Annotated in this window: 15 protein-coding genes and 1 riboswitch; of the genes, 9 read left to right on the top strand and 6 right to left on the bottom strand. The window is 65.8% G+C overall.

The genetic code is table 11. The features are described 5' to 3' along the window. Positions 1–55: 55 nt before the first annotated feature. From ACODR8_RS15855 to ACODR8_RS15820, 8 genes are all read left to right on the top strand, one after another. Positions 56–1,846, top strand: coding sequence for an SPOR domain-containing protein (locus ACODR8_RS15855; protein ID WP_489008201.1), 1,791 nt, complete (start codon positions 56–58; stop codon positions 1,844–1,846). 10 nt (positions 1,847–1,856) lie between these two features. Beyond that, on the top strand, positions 1,857–2,999 hold the full coding sequence (locus tag ACODR8_RS15850) for a deoxyguanosinetriphosphate triphosphohydrolase (protein WP_489008167.1): 1,143 nt from the start codon (positions 1,857–1,859) through the stop codon (positions 2,997–2,999). Between the two features lie 258 nt (positions 3,000–3,257). After that, positions 3,258–3,358, top strand: a riboswitch (glycine riboswitch). 172 nt (positions 3,359–3,530) lie between these two features. Beyond that, positions 3,531–4,682, top strand: a complete 1,152-nt coding sequence (gene gcvT / locus ACODR8_RS15845; protein ID WP_489008166.1) for a glycine cleavage system aminomethyltransferase GcvT — start codon at positions 3,531–3,533, stop codon at positions 4,680–4,682. Positions 4,683–4,714: 32 nt separating this feature from the next. Next, positions 4,715–5,086: a glycine cleavage system protein GcvH gene (gcvH, locus tag ACODR8_RS15840; RefSeq protein WP_489008165.1), complete on the top strand. Its 372-nt coding sequence runs from the start codon at positions 4,715–4,717 to the stop codon at positions 5,084–5,086. Between the two features lie 130 nt (positions 5,087–5,216). Then, positions 5,217–6,575, top strand: a complete 1,359-nt coding sequence (gcvPA, locus tag ACODR8_RS15835) for an aminomethyl-transferring glycine dehydrogenase subunit GcvPA (protein WP_489008164.1) — start codon at positions 5,217–5,219, stop codon at positions 6,573–6,575. Between the two features lie 121 nt (positions 6,576–6,696). Then, a complete protein-coding gene (gene gcvPB, locus ACODR8_RS15830) occupies positions 6,697–8,265 on the top strand; it encodes an aminomethyl-transferring glycine dehydrogenase subunit GcvPB (RefSeq protein WP_489008163.1) in 1,569 nt (522 codons plus the stop codon). Next, the gene (locus ACODR8_RS15825; protein WP_489008162.1) at positions 8,262–8,894 is read left to right on the top strand and encodes a DUF938 domain-containing protein; all 633 of its coding nucleotides are present in this window, start codon (positions 8,262–8,264) and stop codon (positions 8,892–8,894) included. The genes gcvPB and ACODR8_RS15825 overlap by 4 nt, the downstream gene beginning before the upstream one ends. A 93-nt stretch (positions 8,895–8,987) precedes the next feature. After that, positions 8,988–9,863, top strand: coding sequence for a hypothetical protein (locus ACODR8_RS15820; RefSeq protein ID WP_489008161.1), 876 nt, complete (start codon positions 8,988–8,990; stop codon positions 9,861–9,863). Here ACODR8_RS15820 and ACODR8_RS15815 read toward each other — a convergent pair. From ACODR8_RS15815 to hrpB, 5 genes are all read right to left on the bottom strand, one after another. Further along, entirely contained in the window at positions 9,820–11,811 is a 1,992-nt protein-coding gene (locus ACODR8_RS15815; RefSeq protein ID WP_489008160.1) for an ATP-binding protein, read from the bottom strand. The two genes, ACODR8_RS15820 and ACODR8_RS15815, sit on opposite strands and share 44 nt — an antisense overlap. A 62-nt stretch (positions 11,812–11,873) precedes the next feature. Then, positions 11,874–13,106 (bottom strand): serine palmitoyltransferase, encoded by a 1,233-nt coding sequence (spt, locus tag ACODR8_RS15810; RefSeq protein WP_489008159.1) that lies wholly within the window; start codon positions 13,104–13,106, stop codon positions 11,874–11,876. A gap of 135 nt (positions 13,107–13,241) precedes the next feature. Beyond that, positions 13,242–13,487, bottom strand: a complete 246-nt coding sequence (locus ACODR8_RS15805; RefSeq protein ID WP_489008158.1) for an acyl carrier protein — start codon at positions 13,485–13,487, stop codon at positions 13,242–13,244. A 119-nt stretch (positions 13,488–13,606) separates the two neighbouring features. After that, positions 13,607–13,885: an ETC complex I subunit gene (locus ACODR8_RS15800; RefSeq protein WP_294130695.1), complete on the bottom strand. Its 279-nt coding sequence runs from the start codon at positions 13,883–13,885 to the stop codon at positions 13,607–13,609. Between the two features lie 55 nt (positions 13,886–13,940). Beyond that, on the bottom strand, positions 13,941–16,508 hold the full coding sequence (gene hrpB, locus ACODR8_RS15795) for an ATP-dependent helicase HrpB (protein ID WP_489008157.1): 2,568 nt from the start codon (positions 16,506–16,508) through the stop codon (positions 13,941–13,943). A gap of 151 nt (positions 16,509–16,659) precedes the next feature. Here hrpB and ACODR8_RS15790 point away from each other — a divergent pair, with 151 nt between their 5' ends. Continuing rightward, positions 16,660–18,285, top strand: a complete 1,626-nt coding sequence (locus ACODR8_RS15790; protein ID WP_489008156.1) for an ATP-binding protein — start codon at positions 16,660–16,662, stop codon at positions 18,283–18,285. On the opposite strand, the gene ACODR8_RS15785 is transcribed toward ACODR8_RS15790, so the two are convergent. Continuing rightward, positions 18,270–19,049 carry a TSUP family transporter gene (locus tag ACODR8_RS15785; protein ID WP_489008155.1) on the bottom strand — a complete coding sequence of 260 codons (780 nt, stop codon included), beginning with the start codon at positions 19,047–19,049 and terminating at the stop codon, positions 18,270–18,272. The two genes, ACODR8_RS15790 and ACODR8_RS15785, sit on opposite strands and share 16 nt — an antisense overlap. Positions 19,050–19,100 lie beyond the last annotated feature (51 nt).

Here is a 19,100-nt window from a genome sequence, read left to right as displayed (position 1 = left end):
CTTCGTATAAGGCACGGATGTGAAACGCTCTCTTCCCTGGATCATTGCCGCGCTCATGCTTTCGGGCGGAGCGCAGGCGCAGGTTGATCAGTCGCAACTGGTGCGTCCGCCGGATGCGGCGGACCTCAATACATATCTTGCCCGCCTGTCCACCAATCCGCGCGACGTGGCGGCGCTGATCGGGGCGGGGGAGGCGGCGCTGGCGCTGGACGATCCGCGCGCAGCCGCCGGTTTCTTTGCCCGCGCCGATGCGATTGCCAGCGGCAATGGCCGGATCAAGGCCGGGCTTGGCCGGGTGATGCTGAAACTGCAAAATCCGGGCGAAGCGCTGCGGCTGTTCGATCAGGCCGCGCGGCTGGGCTATCCCGACGCGACCATATTGGCCGATCGCGGGCTGGCGCGCGACATGACGGGGGATCAGGCCGGGGCGCAGCGCGATTATCAGGCGGCGCTGCAACGCACGCCTAATGATCTGGAACTGCTTCGCCGCTATGCCGCGTCATTGGGGATAGCGGGCCAGGTCGAGGCCTCGGACAAGGTGATGCAGCCGCTTTTCTACAAGAGCGACCGTGCGGCCTGGCGGTCCCGCGCGTTCATATTGGCGATGAACAACCGACAGGCGGAAGCGCAGAAGATTGCCGAGCAGACCATGCCTGCGCAACTTGCCGCCGCCATCATGCCCTATATGCGCAAAATGCCCTATCTGACCCCGGCGCAGAAGGCCGCGGCGATCCATTTCGGCCATTTCCCGACGCAGATCGGCACGACCATCGCCGCGATCGTGCCCACTCCGCCGGCACCCGGCTACAGCCAGTCAGTTGTCGCCAAGACGCCGCCGGTCGCAGTGGCGGCGGCACCGACCAGCCCGGCGCAGGATCGTCGCGCGCGCCGTGCCGAGCAGCAGCGCCAGCGCCGCGAAGCGACCCGGCTGGCACAGGCCGACACGGTGCGCCCGGCGGTGGTTCAACCGGCACCTACGCCGACACCGACCCCCGCGCCGCAGCCGCCCGCGCCGCAACCGGTGCAGCCGCCACCGGCGCAGGTGCAGATGGTCCAGCCAACGCCCGCCGCGCCCGCTCCGGTCCAGTCCGCGCCGCCGCAACAGGTTGTCGCTGCTTCCCCGCAAGTGCAGGGGCCGCCTGCGCCGGGCTTTGAATCGGTCGATACGTCCCGGCCGGCTGCCCCTGCCGCCAGCCAGGCTGCGCCTACAACACCGCTGAATGCCATCACTCTGGCGCAGGCGACCGTCCCGCCGTCCACGCCCCCCAGCGCGCCGCCGTCATCGCCAGTCGTGCAACCAACGCCAACGCCGGCCGCGCCGCCGCCTCAGCCCGATCCGCAGGCGACCCGTACCTTGGCCGACATCATCCGCGCGATCGATGTGCCGGAAACCGAACGTCAGTCGGTCGTCGCGGCGGTCGATCTCGACGAGATCGAGAAGATCCAGGCCGCGCGCCGGGCCGAGCGTCTGGCCGCGGCCGACAAGGTGAAGAAGGCCGCCGCTGCCAAGGCCAAGGCGGAGGCCGACGCCAAGGCGAAGAAGGAAGCCGAGGAAAAGAAGCGCCTGGCCGACAATCCTGCGCGCAACTGGCTCCAGATCGCGACCGGCGCGAGCAAGAGCGCGTTGGGCTTTACCCTCAAGACGATGCGCAAGAAATATGACGCGCTGGCCCCGCAAAGCGCCTGGGTCGCCAGCTGGGGGCGGACCAACCGGCTGGTCGTTGGTCCCTTCGCCAGCTTCACCCGCGCCAAAACGCTCGAAGCAAAGCTGAAAGGCGAGGGCGCGGACGTTTTTGCCTGGCAAAGCGATGCCGGAGAGGTAGTCGAAAGGCTGGGCGGCGAGTAAGGGGCGTCCCATGACGATCCTTGCCTCCTATGCCTGCCACCCTGCCGCCAGCCGTGGCCGCCTCCACCCCGAAGAGGGCGGGGAGGTGCGCGGCCCGCGTGACATGTTCCAGCGCGACCGCGATCGCATCATCCACTCGATCGCGTTCCGCCGCCTGCGCCACAAGACGCAGGTGTTCATATCGCCCGACGGCGATCATTTCCGCGTCCGCCTGACCCATAGTCTGGAAGTCGCGCAGATTGGCCGCACGACCGCGCGGACGCTGGGCCTCAATGAGGATCTGACCGAGGCTTTGTGCCTGGCCCATGATATCGGCCATCCACCCTTCGGCCATGCGGGGGAGGATGCGCTGGAGGCGGCGATGGAGGCGCATGGCGGCTTTGATCATAATGCCCATACGCTGCGCACGCTGATGCTGCTCGAAAGTCCCTATCCGCGTTTCAGGGGACTGAACCTCAGCTGGGAAATGCTGGAGGGGTTGGCCAAGCATAATGGGCCGATCGCCAATCCCGGCTGGGCGATGCGGGAACTGGATGCGCTGTTGCCGCTCGACCTGACCAGCCATGCCTCACTGGAGGCGCAGCTGGCGGCGATTTCGGACGATATCGCCTATGACAATCACGATATTGACGATGGCCTGCGTGCCGGGCTGCTGTCGCTGGAGCAGTTGCTGGAGGTGCCATTCGTTGCGCGCTGCTGGGATCGGGTGCGGGCGCGCTATCCCGATGTCGCGCAGGACCGGCTGCTGCGCGAACTGGTGCGCGAACAGATTGGCGTGATGGCCAATGACCTGATCGCCGCGACCCGCGCCAATATCGCGGAGTCGGGGGTGGAGACGGTGGAGGATGTCCGCGCGCTGGGCCGTACGCTGGTCGCCTTCTCGCCGGAGCTGGCGGCGGAAGAGCGCGATCTCAAGCGCTTCATGTATGCCAGCCTCTATCATCATCCCGAACAGCTGGCCGCGGCCGACCGGGCGCGGGTGATCGTGACCGACCTGTTCGCTGCCTATCAGGCTGATCCCGCGCTGATGCCGGACGAATGGCGCGACGAATGCGTCAGGCAAGAACCCGACCGCAGCCGCCACATCGCCGACTTCATCGCTGGCATGACCGACCGCTACGCCGAAAAGCGCCATGCGGAGATATTCGGGTAAGGTAAAATTCGGCCTTTTCTGGACATCGTTGCATTTAAGCTATCTCGTCATTCCCGCGCAGGCGGGAATCCATCTCCCACCTTGTCCCCATCCCAAAGCGCCGGAGATGGATCCCCGCCTTCGCGGGGATGACACAAAAACTATGAAAGATGGATGTCGCAGCAATTCCCTGCACAGCAAGGACGTGTATAGGCAATTGACGCGCCGGTGCGTTTGTCGCAATGCAACACATGTCTCCGGCGCTGAGGATTCGGTGCCGGGCACGATGCGGGAGAGCATGGGCGGTCTTTCAGGCCAGGCCCGTCGCCGAAGGAGCAACCGCCCCGGAATCTCTCAGGCCAAAGGACCGCATCGCGCGCAGACACTCTGGAAAGCGGACGGGGGAAACCTGTCCCACCGAAGGGGTAAGCCGTTTCCTGCACCAGGACGGTCAAAGCTCTCAGGTTCCCGTGACAGAGGGGGTGACGAACAAGGCGGCCCTTTGCGGGCCGGGCTGATCGTCGCTGCGCCCTCTCACGGAAAGGCCGTCTTATGACCGCCAATGATAACATCGCCACGCTGGAAGACGCCCTGCCGCTGGAGGCCTTGCCGCTCGACGCCTGGCATCGCGCGCGTGGCGCGCGGATGGTCGGTTTTGCCGGTTATCATATGCCGATCCAATATGACGGCATCATGGCCGAACATAGCTGGACCCGCGAACATGCGGGCCTGTTCGACGTCAGCCATATGGGGCAGTTGACCTTCTCCGGCGAGGGCGTCGACGAGGCGCTGGAACTGCTGCTGCCCAGCGATATAAAGGGGTTGAAGCCCGGTCGTCAGCGCTATTCGATGCTGCTGGATCGCGATGGCGGCATCCTTGACGATCTGATGGTGTCCCGTCCCGCAGACGGCGCGTTCGATGACGCGGCGATCTATATGGTGGTCAACGGCGCGACCAAATATGACGATATTGGCTGGATGATCGAGCATCTGCCCGACGACGTCGTGATGAACCATATGGCCGATCAGGCGCTGCTGGCGTTGCAAGGGCCAGAAGCGGGCGAAGCGATGGCTGTGCTGGTGCCGGGGACGGCTGACCTCACCTTCATGCAGTGCGGTGCGTTCGACTGGAACGGGGTGCCGCTGTGGATCAGCCGGTCGGGCTATACTGGCGAGGACGGGTTTGAAATCAGCCTGCCTGCGGACGCTGCCGTCGCCTTTGCTGACGCGCTCTGCGCGCTGTCGCAAGTCAAGCCGATCGGCCTTGGCGCGCGCGATTCGCTGCGGCTGGAGGCGGGATTGCCGCTTTATGGCCATGACCTGACGCCTGCGGTCAGCACGATCGGCGCGGATCTGGGCTTTGCCATCCAGAAACGCCGCCGCGAGGAAGGCGGCTTTATCGGCCATGGCCGGGTGATGAAGGAACTGGCCGATGGTCCGGGCGCAAAGCGGGTGGGCCTGACGATCGAGGGTCGGTTGCCCGCGCGCGAGGGCGCACAAATTTATCTCGGCGATGTGCAGGTGGGCGATGTCACATCCGGCGGTTTCGCGCCCAGCGTCGGCGCGCCGATCGCGATGGGCTGGGTCAGCCTGCCCCATAGCGCCATCGGCACCGCGCTGGAGATTGAGGTGCGCGGCAAGCGCATCGCCGCGGTGGTTGCGCCCATGCCGTTCGTGCCGCACCGTTACCGCCGCAAGGCCTGATTCTCACGCAAATCATTCCGGGGAGTATATCCATGAGCCGTTATTTCACCGACGAACATGAATGGATCGACGTCGAGGGCGAGATCGCCACGGTCGGCATCACCGATTATGCGCAGGAGCAGCTGGGCGACATCGTGTTCGTCGAACTGCCCGCCGAAGGCACGACGTTCGACAAGGGCGACGACGCCGCCGTGGTCGAATCGGTCAAGGCCGCGTCGGACGTCTATGCGCCGATTTCGGGCGAAGTGATCGAAGCCAATGGCGCGCTGGAGGATGAACCGGCGCTGGTCAACAGCGACGCCGAGGAAGATGGCTGGTTCTTCAAGCTGCGCATCACCGACCCGTCCGAGCTGGAAGGGCTGATGACCGAAGCGGCCTACAAGAAGTTTGTGGCCGCGCTTTAATCTTTAGTTCCCCTCCCGCTTGCGGGAGGGGTCAGGGGAGGGCGTGTCGCGCCATCTCCGTCACATGCCCTCCCCCGACCCCTCCCGCAAGCGGGAGGGGGGATGATGGGGCGAGGGGGGAGTATTGGACATGCGCTACCTACCCCTTACCGACACCGACCGGCAGCAGATGCTGTCCGTCATCGGTGCCGCCTCGATCGACGACCTGTTTGTCGATGTGCCCGCCGAGGCCCGCCTTTCGGCGAAGATCGCCGGGCTGCCGGACCATGCCAGCGAACTGGCGGTCGAGCGCCATATGAGCAAGCTGGCGCGGCAGAATCTGTCGGCGGGGGAAGCGCCCTTCTTTCTGGGCGCGGGTGCCTATAAGCATCACGTCCCGGCCAGCGTCGATCATCTGATCCAGCGCGGCGAGTTTCTGACCGCTTACACCCCCTATCAGCCGGAAATCGCGCAGGGGACGTTGCAAGTTCTGTTCGAGTTTCAGACGCAGGTGGCGCGCCTGCTGGGCTGTGATGTGGCGAACGCATCCATGTATGACGGGTCGACCGCCTGTTGGGAAGCGATCGGCATGGCGCGGCGGATCACCAAGCGGAGCAAGGCGATATTGTCGTCGGGCCTGCACCCCCATTATGTGTCGGTCGCTAATACCATGGCGAAATTCACCGGCGACCAGTTGGTCCATGACGCGCCGACGTTGAGCGCCGCGACCGATATCGATGCGCTGATCGCGGGCATCGACAAGGATACAAGCTGCGTCGTCGTGCAATATCCCGACATATTGGGCCGTATCGCCGACCTGACCCCGCTGGCGGACGCCGCCCATGCCGCCGGCGCGCTGCTGGTGGCGGTCGTGACCGAGCCGGTGGCGCTGGGCGCGCTGGTGCCGCCGGGCGAGATGGGCGCGGATATTGTGGTGGGGGAGGGGCAGTCGATCGGCGTCGGGCTCCAGTTCGGCGGTCCCTATCTGGGCCTCTTCGCGTGCAAGCAGAAATATGTCCGCCAGATGCCCGGACGCCTGTGCGGCGAGACGGTGGATGCGGCGGGCAAGCGCGGGTTCGTGCTGACGCTCTCCACCCGCGAACAGCATATCCGCCGCGAGAAGGCGACGTCGAATATCTGCACCAATTCAGGGCTGTGCGCGCTGGCGTTCAGCATCCACATGACCCTGTTGGGGGAAAAGGGGCTGCGCGAATTGGCGGCGCTCAATCATGGGTTGGCGGTGCAGGCCGCCGATCGATTGGCGCAGGTGCCGGGCGTGACTTTGCTCAACGACAGCTTCTTCAACGAATTCACGCTGGTCCTGACCAAGGACGCGCGTGAGGTTGTGCGTAGCCTGGCCGACAAGGGCGTGCTGGCCGGGGTATCGCTGGGTCGCCTGTTCCCGCAGCACGCATCGGTCGGCAACGGGCTGGTCGTCGCGGTGACCGAGACGGTCACGGTGGAGGATATCGAAACGCTGGCCCAGGCGCTGGAGGAGGAACTGGCATGACCATTCATAGCCTCAGTGCTGCCGCGAAGGCGGTAGCCCAGTCCGGCGGTTTCGCTACCCGCAAGGGCGGGACTGGGTTCCCGCCTTCACGGGAATACGGCGCGAACAAGGAGATTGCGGCATGACCATGCTCAAGGAAGGCCGCCCCACCACCCCGGCCCCCGTCGCGGACGCGCATATGGCCCCCGCGACCGTCACCGGCAACCGTGCGCTGATGCTGGAAGAGGCGCTGATCTTCGAGATTGGATCGACCGACACCACCGGCGTCGATTTCGCACCCGCGCCCAAGGTGGCCAGCCGCCTTGGCGGGCTGGAGCGCCGGGCGATCGGTCTGCCGGGCCTGTCGGAACAGGAAACGGTGCGCCATTATACGCGCCTCAGCCGCCAGAATTACGCCATCGACCTGGGCCTGTTTCCGCTCGGCAGCTGCACGATGAAGCATAATCCGCGCCTTAATGAAAAGGTCGCGCGGATGCCCGGTTTTGCCGATCTCCACCCGCTCAGCCCGCAATCGACGGTGCAGGGCGCGCTGGCGGTGATCCATGAGCTGGCCGAATGGCTGGTGACGCTTACGGGCATGCATAGCGTCGCGATGTCGCCCAAGGCGGGCGCGCATGGGGAACTGTGCGGCCTGCTGGCGATCCGCGCGGCGCTCGAAGCGCGTGGCGATGCGCGCAGCGTCGTGCTGGTCCCCGAAAGCGCGCATGGCACCAATCCTGCCACGGCGGCTTTCTGCGGCTATAAGGTCGAGGATATTCCCGCGACCCCCGAAGGCCGGGTCGATCTGGCGGCGCTGACCGCGCGGCTGGGGCCGGACGTGGCGGCGGTGATGATCACCAATCCCAATACCTGCGGCCTGTTCGAGCGCGACCTCAAGACGATTTCCGACGCGGTCCATGCGGCGGGCGCGTTCGTTTATTGCGATGGCGCGAACTTCAACGCCATTGTCGGCCGGGTCCGCCCCGGCGACCTGGGCGTCGACGCGATGCACATCAATTTGCACAAGACCTTCTCCACCCCCCATGGCGGCGGCGGTCCCGGTTCCGGCCCGGTCGTGCTGTCGGCAGCGCTCGCGCCCTATGCGCCGCTACCCTTCGTGGAAAAGCAGGGCGACACATTCGTCCTGATCGAGGAGGAATCGGCGCAGGATCATCATGCCGGAACGTTCGGCCGCATGGTCGCCTTCCACGGCCAGATGGGCATGTTCACCCGCGCTTTGGCCTATATCATGAGCCATGGCGCGGACGGGCTGCGGCAGGTGGCCGAGGATGCGGTGCTGAACGCCAATTATATCCTGCGCAGCCTGGACGATGTGCTGGATGCGCCGTTCGGCGGCAGCGGACCCTGTATGCATGAGGCGCTGTTTAGCGATAAGGGGCTGGCCGAGGGCTTCACCACGCTCGACATCGCCAAGGGGCTGATCGACGAGGGTTTCCACCCGATGACCATGTATTTCCCGCTGGTCGTCCATGGCGCGATGCTGGTCGAACCGACCGAGACGGAAAGCAAGGCGGCGCTCGACCAGTTCATCATGGCGTTGCGCAGCTTGGCGCAGCGGGCCAAGGCAGGGGACGAGGCCTTGAAGGGGGCGCCCTATCATGCGCCGCGTCGTCGCCTCGATGAAACGCTGGCGGCGCGCAAGCCGGTGCTGACTTGGGAAGCGCCGGCGCTCGCGCAGGCGGCGGAATGACGCTCTGGGTTCCGGGCGAAGCGGGCGGCGAAGCGCAGAAACGCCACGCCCCCGCGACGTTGCGGAACCGGGACGCCATTCTTGCGATCCTGCGCGATGTCTTGCCGCCTTCCGGCCTTGTGCTGGAGGTGGCGAGCGGCAGTGGCGAACATGCGATTCATTTCGCCGCAGCAATGCCCGCGCTTGACTGGCAACCGAGCGACCCCGATCCCGCCGCTCTCGCCTCGATCGCGGCGTGGCGGGCGGAGGCGGGGTTGCCCAATCTGCGCGCGCCGATTCTGCTCGACGCGGCGGGTGACTGGCCGGTGGACCATGTTGATGCGATATTGTGCATCAACATGGTGCATATTAGTTCGTGGGACGCGACTTTGGGGCTGATGCGTGGGGCAGGGCGGGCATTGCCGCCGGGCGGTCTGCTCTATCTCTACGGTCCTTATATCCGCGACGATGTGGAGACCGCGCCCAGCAACCTGGCGTTCGACGCCTCGCTCAAGGCGCGCGACCCGCGCTGGGGATTGCGGCGGCTGGAGGATGTCGTGGCGGCGGCGGCGGCGCAGGGGTTGCGCTTTGACCGGCAGGTCGAGATGGCGGCGAACAATCTGTCGGTGATTTTCAGGCGGCGGACTTGAAATAATGGCCTGTTCCCGCGAAGGCGGGGACATAGCCCCGCCGTTGGAACTGGGTTCCCGCCTTCGCGGGAACACGGCGTGTATGAAGGACCGATGCCCCAATCTCTCCTCCCCCTTGTCACTGCCGAATTGTTCCAGCCCGCCGATCCGCGCGCGGCGGCCATGGCGGGTGCGCTGGCGGCGAAATATCCACATGCTGCCCGCGCGGTGCTATTCTACGGCTCCTGCCTGCGGGAGGCCAATCTCGACGGGCTGATGCTCGATTTCTATCTGATCGTGTCGGACTATCGCGCCGCTTATGGCAAAAGCTGGCTGGCGCGGGCCAATAGGCTGATCCCGCCCAATGTCTTTCCATTCGAGCATCAGGGGCTGATCGCCAAATATGCGGTGCTGTCGGAGGCTGACTTTGCCCGGCTGTGCAGCGGGCAAGCGGACAATGTGTCGGTGTGGGCGCGCTTTGCGCAGCCGTCGCGGCTGTTGTGGGCGGCGGATGAGGATGCGCGGGAACGCGCCATTGCGGCGGTCGCCCAAGCCACGCCGACCCTGCTTTCGCTAGCCCGGCCTATGGCGGATGGGCAGGATGCGCTATCCTTGTGGAAGGAAGGGTTCACCCTGACCTATGGCGCGGAATTGCGGGCCGAGCGCAAGGGCCGATCGCTCTCGATCGTGGATGCTGACCCGGATCGCTATCGCCGTTTCGGTGAGGCGGCGCTGGCGGACGGCCTGCCGCCGTCACCCGAACAGGCTGCCCGGCGCTGGCGTGCGCTGCAGCGGCGCGGCAAGTGGCTGTCGGTGGTGCGGCTGGCCAAGGCGAGCTTCACCTATGCGGGCGGGATCGACTATCTGGCGTGGAAGATCAACCGCCATGCCGGGACCGCGATCGTCATCAAGCCGTGGCAACGGCGCTGGCCGCTGCTGGGTGCGCTCACTCTGCTGCCGCGACTGTTCCGCTCTGGGTCGATCCGTTGAGCGCGGTCGACAGCGCATTGGCCAGCGCCATCAGCGTATAGGGTTTGCGCAGCACTTCATGGCCGACAAAATCGGCGCTGGCGGTCGCGTCCCCGGCATAGCCGGTCACGAACAACACCGGCAGATGGCGATATTGGGCGGGCAGCGCGCGGATCATTTCCGGGCCGGTGAGGTCGGGCATCAGCACGTCGCTCATGATCAGGCCAATATCGCTGTTGTTGGCCAGCAGCTTGGCGGCCTTCGACGGATGATCGCAGGCGATGGGAAGGTGGCCCAGCTCCGCCAGCGCCGCCATCGTCTGGTTCAGCACGCGCGGATCATCCTCGACCACCAGGATGCGGGTGGGCGGATGGAGCGTTGCGACGCGCGCTGGTGATGCCGCATCGACCGTATCGTCCGCTGCGCCGCCCATCCGGCGGGGTAGGTAGATATGGACGCTGGTGCCTTTGTCGGGTTCGGATTCGATGCGGATTTCGCCCTCGCACTGGCGCACGAAGCCGAAAATCTGGCTGAGGCCAAGGCCGGTGCCCTTGCCGACCGGCTTGGTTGTGAAAAACGGTTCGAACACGCGGGCCAGCACCTCCGCGCTCATGCCGCAGCCATCGTCGGCGACGGTCAGCACGACATAATCGCCCGCCACGCAATCGCCCACTTCGCCTGCCGCCAGCACCGCCTGGCCCGTGCCGATGGTCAGCCGCCCGCGCCCGTCCATCGCGTCGCGCGCATTGACGCACAGGTTCAGGATCGCATTTTCCATCTGATGCTGGTCGACGAAGATGCGCCACCCCTGCGCCTTGGGCGCGAGGGCCACGATAATCTGGTCGCCAATGGTGCGGTCGATCAGGTCGGCCATGCCTGACACGAGCGCATCGGGATCGACCGCGCTGGGCAGTAACGGTTCGGACCGGGCGAAGGCGAGCAGGCGGCGGGTGAGGGCCGACGCGCGATTGGCCCCCTCCATCGCATTGTCGAGATGGCGGGATGCTTCTGTCGGCTTCAAGCGGATATTGCGCTTGGCCAATTCCAATCCACCGACAACGACCGCCAGCATATTGTTGAAATCATGGGCGATGCCGCCGGTCAGCTGACCCACCGCGTCCATCTTGTGCATCTGGCGCAGATTTTCCTCCGCCGCCGCGCGCTCGATCGATTCCTGTTTCAGCCGCTCATAGGCGTCGGTCAGTTCAGCCGTCCGCGTGCGCACCGCAAGGTCCAGCCGGTCGGCGCGCTCCGCCTCCGCCTCGGCCAGCCGCCGGGCGTTGCGGCGGTCGCTATAGGCGACATGGGCGAACCAGGCGGCGAACAGGACGCACACCAGCATCGCCAGCCCCAGCAGGCGCGATGTCTGCCCCATCAATTCGGTGCGGTCCCCCGCCAGCGTCACCGCCAGGCTGCGTTCGCGCAGGCGCAGATTTTCCGCCTGGATCACCCGGTCGAGCAAAGCGGTGATGCGTTTGAGGTCGCGCGACGTCCCGGCCTCATGAAAGCGGCCCAGCGCGGCCATTTTCTGGTCATAGGTGGTGCGCAGCCCGATTTCGTTGAGCGTCTTGCCGCGCGCCATATAGGCATGGTGCAATGCCTCGACATTGCCACGCTGCCAGCCGGTGCCGCGCGTGGCATAGCTCAGCGCCTTCAACTGCGCGCCCGCAGTGCGCCACTGGTCCTGAAATAGGCGGCCCGTGTCCGGGTTCAGGCCGATGACATAGCGGGCAAGCGTCACTTCGGCGCGGGCGGTCTGGGCCTCGAATGCGCGGGCCAGCGCGATAATCTCAAAGCTGCGCTGCTGTTCGGCCAGCGCCTGCTGATGTTCGCGCGAGGCGTTGCTGGCGCTATAGAGCAAAGCGCCCAGCGACCCGACCAGCAGGATGCCGAGCAGGAACGGCAACAGGCGCCGTATCGCCACGCGCCAGCCCCTTTCCTGATCGTCCATAATGTCGCTGTCCGCCATCACTCGTCACACTAGCCGAATAAGGATAGCAGCGAAACGATCGCGATCAATGGCGCACCGGGTCAGGCGATTGCGCCCGTTGCCTTGCCCGCGACCTCGAACATGCCGATAATCTGTTCGACCTGTTCGTCGCTATGGTCCGCGCAGAGCGAACAGCGCAGCAGGAAGGTGCCGGCCGGGGTCGCGGGCGGGCGGGCCATGTTGACGTAGAGGCCCAGTTCCAGCAGCGTCTGCCAGATCGCGACCGCCTGGGCCTGATCGGTCAGGATCACCGCGATGATCGCCGATTGCGGCGTTTTGGTCCCCAGCGTGAAGCCGAGATCGGTCAGCCCCTGATGCAGCCGCTTGCTGTTCTTCCACAGATGCGCGCGCTTTTCGCCTGCGTGCATCAGCTTGCGGATGGACGTCGCGGCGGTCGCGACAACGCTGGGCGGCAATGACGCGGTGAACACATAGGGGCGGCAGACCAGCCGCATGATCTCAAATTTGGGATGGTTGGAGACGCAGAAGCCGCCGACCGTGCCGACCGACTTGGAAAAGGTGCCGACGACGAAATCGACGTCCTTTTCAACGCCCTGTTCCTCATAGACGCCGCGGCCATTGGGGCCGAAAAAGCCCATGCCATGGGCTTCATCGACCAGGATCATGCAGTTCTGATGTTTGCGCACCGCTGCCACCATGTCGGGCAGGGGGGCGATGTCGCCCAGCATCGAATAGACGCCTTCCAGCACCACCAGCTTGAGCGCGTCGGCGGGCAGGCGGCCAAGGCGCTTGTCCAGATCTTCGACGCTATTGTGGCGGAAGCGGACGATTTCCGCGTCGCCCAGGAAGCAGCCATCATAGATGGAGGCGTGGCTGTCGGCGTCCAGCACGACATAGTCGCCGCGCCCGGCCAGCGTCGAAATCACGCCCAGATTGGCCTGATAGCCGGTCGAAAAGACCATGGCCGACGATGTGCCGTAAAATTCCTTTAGCGCATCCTCGACTTCGCGATGGCCCTGATAGGTGCCGTTCAGCACCCGGCTGCCGGTGGTGCCAGCGCCAAATTCGTCCAGCGCCTTCTTGCCCGCCGCCACCACATCGGGGTCGAAGGTCATGCCCATATAATTATAGGTGCCGAGCAGGATGGTTTCCTTGCCCTTGATGATCGCGCGGGTGGGCGAGAGCACCTGATCCATCACGATCGAGAAAGGATCGCGCACGCCGGTGTCCAGCAGCGCCTGGCGCTCGGCGATCAGGGGATCGAATTTGGACAGCAAGTCGCGGGTTTCGGCGGCGATGGCGGTGTCGGTCATAATATCCATGGTCCTAAAACCGTTCGGGCTGAGCGAAGTCGAAGCCCTGTGCCGAGCGGAGCCGAGGCCTCATGCTTCGCCTTCGCTCAGCAACGCCCTTCGACTTCGCTCAGGGCGAACGGATGTTGTTCCTATTTACGTGGCCTTCAGCTTCGCGACGGCATCCACCAGCTGGCCGATCGTCTCGATCTCCGCCTGCATGTTCATGGTGATCAGGATATCGAATTCATCCTCGATCGCAGCGACGAAATCCATCACGGTCAGGCTGTCCCATTCCAGATCGCCTGCAAAGGTGGTGGTTTCGGTCAGCGCGACGCCCTTTTTGTTGAAGGGGGCGACCTGCGCGGTGACGCTGTCGAAAATTTCGGTGCGATCCGTCATCTTTTGCTTCTGTCTTTCCGTAAAGCACGGCTTTTGCCGCCTCGGCCTGCCCTATGGCAAGGGAATAAGGCGGCAATCGGGCAGCATCGCGCCCGAATTTGCGCGGTGCTTTTGCGCCTTTACCGGAAATTGTCGGCGTAGGCCTGCAATTTCAGCGTCTTGGGCGGGGTCGCGATGACGGTATAGGCCACGCCCTGCTTTTGCGCATAGGCAATGGCGGCCTCCTGCGACGGGAAGCTGAGCTTGAGCTGCTGCTGCGTGTCACCAGAGCCAGCCCAGCCGGTCAGCGGATCGGCCTGCTTGGCTTCGGCAGGCACATATTCCAGCACCCATTTATGGGTCAGCGCCTTGCCCGATTGCAGGGCGTTCTTCTGGATCTGGTAAATGCGCGCGCTCATCGCGAAAGACTCCGGTAAATCGTGATGCTGCGTTGCACCAGCGTCCGGCGTGAAGTCAAGAGCGGGTGCGGGCATCGGCGCGCTTGGTGCGCAGCGTGGGCGGCGCGGCGGTCGGATCGTCGGGCCAGGGATGGCGGGGATAGCGGCCGCGCATTTCCTTCGCCACATCGCGCCAGTTGCCCGCCCAGAAGCCGGGCAGGTCGCGCGTCGTCTGGATCGGGCGGCCAGCGGGCGAGGTGAGTGACAGGACTAGCGGGATGCGCGCGCTCCCCACGGTCGGATGCTCGGCCAGGCCATAGAGCGCCTGCACCCGCAATTCGACGCGCGGGCCGCCATCGGCCATATAGTCGATGGCGTGGGTGCTGCCTGCGGGGGAGCGGAAATCGGGCGGGGCGAGCCGGTCCACCTGCTGCTTGCCTTCCCAGCCGATCAGCCCGTCCAGCACGCCCGACAGTTGCGACCGGTCGATGTCGGACAGGCGGCGTTTGCCCGCCAGCAAAGGCGGGAGCCAGTCGTCGAGGCTGGCCATCAATGCTGCGTCGGACAGCGCCTCGACACCGGCAAAATCGGCGCGCATCCGCAGCGATTGGGCGGCCTCCGACCAGGGGAGCAGGTCAAGCCCACCCTGCCGCACCCCGTCCAGCAATGCTGCGGCCACCGCCGTAGGATCGGGCCGGTCGTCGGACCCCGACGACAGGCGCACCGCGCCCAGCCGCCGTTCCCGCAGCGCCTCTATCCCGCCATTGGCGGGGCGGAAGCGGACGGTGCGGCTGGTCATGATCCGGTCGGGGAACAGCGCCAGTACGTCCGCCTCGCTGATCGGCGCGGCGGATAGGATGCGCGCGCCTGCCGCGCTGCCCTGCACCTCGCCTACGGCCAGCCATTCTTCACGGGCGAGGGGGGAGAGGGGATCGAGCCGGAAGCCGCGCCCGCCCACGCTCGCCCAGTCCGCGCCGTCGGCGGAGCGGCGTTTGGATACGCGGTCGGGGAAGGCGAGGGCGAGGCAGAGGCCGGTCGCTTCCGTCGCGCTGACTGTCCCCCTCCCGCTTGCGGGAGGGGCTAGGGGAGGGCGTGTCGCTAGATTAGCTGTTACAGACCCTCCCCCTCGATCGGAGTCACGTGCCTCCGATCGACCTCCCTCTTGCGGGAGGGGAGCAAGACGGTCGGGCGTCGCCACCAGTCTCGCCCACCGTTTCGCCAGCGCGCGGCCTGCGTCCGCGCGCTTGCCGCTCTCGCGCCGCCAGCGTTGCAGGCGCAGGGTCAGGTCGGTGTCCTGGCCGCCAATGCCGCGCTCACCCAGCAGCACGGCGATTTCGGCAGCGGTCTGGGCCAGACCCATCTCGCCCGCCCGCACCAGCATATGGGCGATGCGCGGGCTGAGCGGCAGTTTTGCCAGCGCCTTGCCATGCGGAGTGATCCGCCCGTCATCGTCCAGCGCCTCCAGCGCCGTCAGCCGGGTGCGCGCCTCCGCCACTGCGGCGGCGGGCGGCGGGTCGAGCCAGCGCAGCGTCGCCGGATCGCTAACCCCCCACAAAGCGCAGTCGAGCAGCAGGCTGGAAAGGTCGCTTTCCACTATCTCCGGTGGATCGAAGGGCGGCATTCCCGCGCTGGCGGCGGCCTCCCACAGGCGATAGGCGACGCCGGGCCGCTGGCGGGCGGCGCGGCCCGCGCGCTGGGTCGCCGACGCCTGACTGGCGCGTTCGGTCACCAGCCGGGTGACGCCCGCCGCCCGATCATAACGGGGTCGCCGCGCCAGCCCGCTATCAACGACGATCCGCACGCCGTCGATGGTCAGGCTGGTTTCGGCAATGCTGGTCGCCAATATGATCTTGCGCGCGCCCGACCGGGATGGCCGGATCGCGGCGCGCTGGGCTGCCGGATCGAGCGATCCGTGGAGCAGATGGACATCATAGGGACCGCCCTCGATCCGTTCTGCCGTCCGCTCGATTTCGCGCACGCCGGGCAGGAAGGCAAGCAGGTCACCCTCCGCCTCGTCGCTGATGGCGCGGCGGATGGCGGCGGCCATCTCATCCTCGATCTTCCGCTCTGCATTGCGGCCAATATGGCGCAGTTCGAGCGGTTGGATGCGCCCCTCACTTTCGATGACCGGGGCGTCGCCCAGCAAGGCGGCAAAGCGCGCCCCGTCCAGCGTCGCCGACATCGGCACGATGCGCAGGTCCGGGCGCAACCCCTCCTGCGCGTCTAGCGCCAGGGCCAGGCCGAAATCGCTGTCCAGGCTGCGCTCATGCACTTCGTCGAACAGCACCGCCGACACGCCCGCCAGTTCCGGGTCGTCCTGAATCCGCCGCACGAATATGCCCTCGGTCAGCACCAGCAGCCGGGTGCGCGCGGACATCTTGCTGTCCATCCGGGTGGCGTAGCCGACTGTGCCGCCGGGCTGTTCGCCCAGCATTTCGGCGATCCGCTCGGCAGCGGCGCGCGCGGCGAGACGGCGGGGGGAGAGCAGCAATATCTGACCGCTGCACCATGGTTCGTCCAGCAGGGCTGGCGCGACCGCCGTGGTCTTGCCCGCCCCCGGCGGCGCGACCAGCACGGCGTTGCTGCCGGTGCGCAGCGCGGCAAGCAGGTCCGGCAGGACGGCATGGATGGGCAGGGCGGTCATCGCCTTCCCTCTCGCGCCAATCCCGCCAAACCGCAAGCGGAACGAAAAATGCGGGGCCAAGGGAAAGAATCGCCGTTCCACACGTTCGCGCGGCAGGCAGGCATTCCAACCCCTGCGCCACCATATGGAAGATCAGGGGGACAATCGGGGCATGTCGGCATTTACAGAAGATGCGGAACGCTATCGCACGCTGTTTGAAACGATGGACGAAGGCTTTTGCATCATCGAATTTTTCGATGGGCCGCACGGACCGTTAAGCGACTATATCCATATCGAGGCGAATGCCGCCTATGAACGCAATGCCGGCATCCCCAATGTCGTCGGCCAGAAATTGCGCGAAATGGTGCCGGACGAGGCCGATGGCTGGGTCGAGCTTTATGGCCGCGTATTGCACACGGGCGAACCGATCCGCTTCCAGCGCGAACTTGTCGCGACCGGCCGCTATCTAGACATTTCCTCCTTCCGCGTTGGCGCGTTTGAGGACAAGCAGGTCGCTGTCCTGTTCAAGGATGTGACCGACCGCATCCGCATCGAAAACGAACTGCGCCAACTCAACGAAACGCTGGAGGCGCGGATTGCGCAGGCGCTGGCCGAGCAGGAGGAGGCCGAAGCCGCACTGCGACAGGCGCAGAAGATGGAGGCGGTCGGGCAGCTGACCGGCGGCCTTGCCCATGATTTCAACAATTTGCTGGCCGGAATTTCCGGCGCGTTCGAGATGATCGGGCTGCGGCTGGCCGAAGGGCGCACGGCGGATGTCGAACGCTATCTGGCCGCCGGGCAGGGCGCGACCCGTCGCGCCGCCGCGCTGACCCATCGCCTGCTGGCCTTCTCCCGCCGCCAGACGCTGACCCCCAAGCCGACCGTCATCAACCGGCTGTTCACCGATTTTACCGAACTGGTGCGCCGCACCGTCGGGCCGCAGATCGAGGTGCAGACGATTGCGGCGGGCGGGCTGTGGCCTGCGCTGGTCGATGCCAACCAGCTGGAAAATGCGCTGCTCAACCTGTGCATCAATGCGCGCGACGCCATGCCGGACGGCGGCAAGATCACGATCGAGACCGCCAATCGCTGGGTGGACGATCGCACTGCGCGCGACCATGGGCTGACGCCCGGCCAATATGTGACGGTGTGCGTCAGCGATACCGGGACCGGCATCGACAAGGCAATCCTCGATCGCGTGTTCGATCCCTTCTTCACCACCAAGCCCATGGGGCAGGGGACCGGGCTTGGCCTGTCGATGGTCTATGGCTTTGCCCGGCAGAGCCACGGCCATGTCCGCATCTATTCCGAAATCGGGCAGGGGACGATGGTATGCGTCTATCTGCCCCGCCATCGTGGCGAGGAGGATGAGGACGCGCCCGTCGCCCCGGATGCCGTGGTCGAGGCGGAGGCGGGCGAAACCGTGCTGGTGATCGACGACGAACCATCGGTCCGCATGTTGATGGTCGATGCCCTGACCGACCTGGGCTATGCCTGCGTCGAAGCGGGCGACGGGCCGTCGGGCCTTAAAATCCTGGAATCGCGGACGCGGGTGGACCTTCTGGTTACCGATGTCGGCCTACCGGGCGGGTTGAACGGGCGGCAGGTGGCGGATGCCGCGCGCGCTCTGCGTCCCGATCTGCGGATATTGTTCGTGACCGGCTATGCCGAAAATGCGGTGCTGAACCACGGCCATATCGAACATGGGATGGAAGTGCTGACCAAGCCATTCGCGGTCGACGAACTGCGCCGCCGGGTGGCCGGGCTGCTCCAGCCGGACGATCAGCCGAACAGATAGATGTGTATCGGGTTTTTGGGATCGATCAGCATCTTGGCGGTCAGCGCCAGCGACATGATGATCAGCAGCGGCTTGATCAGCCGGGAGCCGAACCGCATCGCGAGGTGCGAGCCGACCTGCCCGCCAATGACGCTGCCAATGGCCATGGTAAGGCCTGCGATCCACAACACATGGCCGCCCGCGACCATGGTGAGCAGGCCCGCGACATTGCTGGCGAAATTGGCGGCCTTGGTCTGGGCGGTGGCGCGCAGGATGGAGAGGCCACCTAGCGCCAGAAAGATGGTGGTGTAGAAAGCGCCAGCGCCCGGACCGAAAAAGCCGTCATAAAAGCCGATGACGCCGATCAGGCCGCTCAGTGCGCCGATGCCGACGCGCGCGTGCCGGTCGGCCTCACCCAGCTTCGGCGAGAAAGTGAAATAGGCGGCGATGGTGATGAGTAGGGCAGGCATCAGCCCCGCCAGGATCGACGGATCGACCCGCTGAAGCAGCCAAGCGCCGCCGACCGATCCGACGAAAGCGGCGATCACCGGTCCCTTGTAGGTTTTCAGGTCCATATGCCCGCGCCGGGCATAGGCGACACAGGCGCCGAAGGTGCCGAAGCAGCTTTGCAACTTGTTGGTCGCGACCGCCTGCACCGGCGGGATGCCGGCGGCCATCAGCGCAGGCAGGGTGATCAGGCCGCCCCCGCCCGCCATCGCGTCGATGCAACCCGCCATCAATGCGGCGGCCATCAGGAAGGCGAGGGTTTCGGGAGTCAGGATCATGGATGCTTCGGCCCGCCATCTCATCCCGTTCGGGCTGAGCCTGTCGAAGCC

Source organism: Sphingobium sp. FG58, from assembly GCF_057809055.1.
This window is presented reverse-complemented; position numbering and strand designations above follow the sequence as displayed.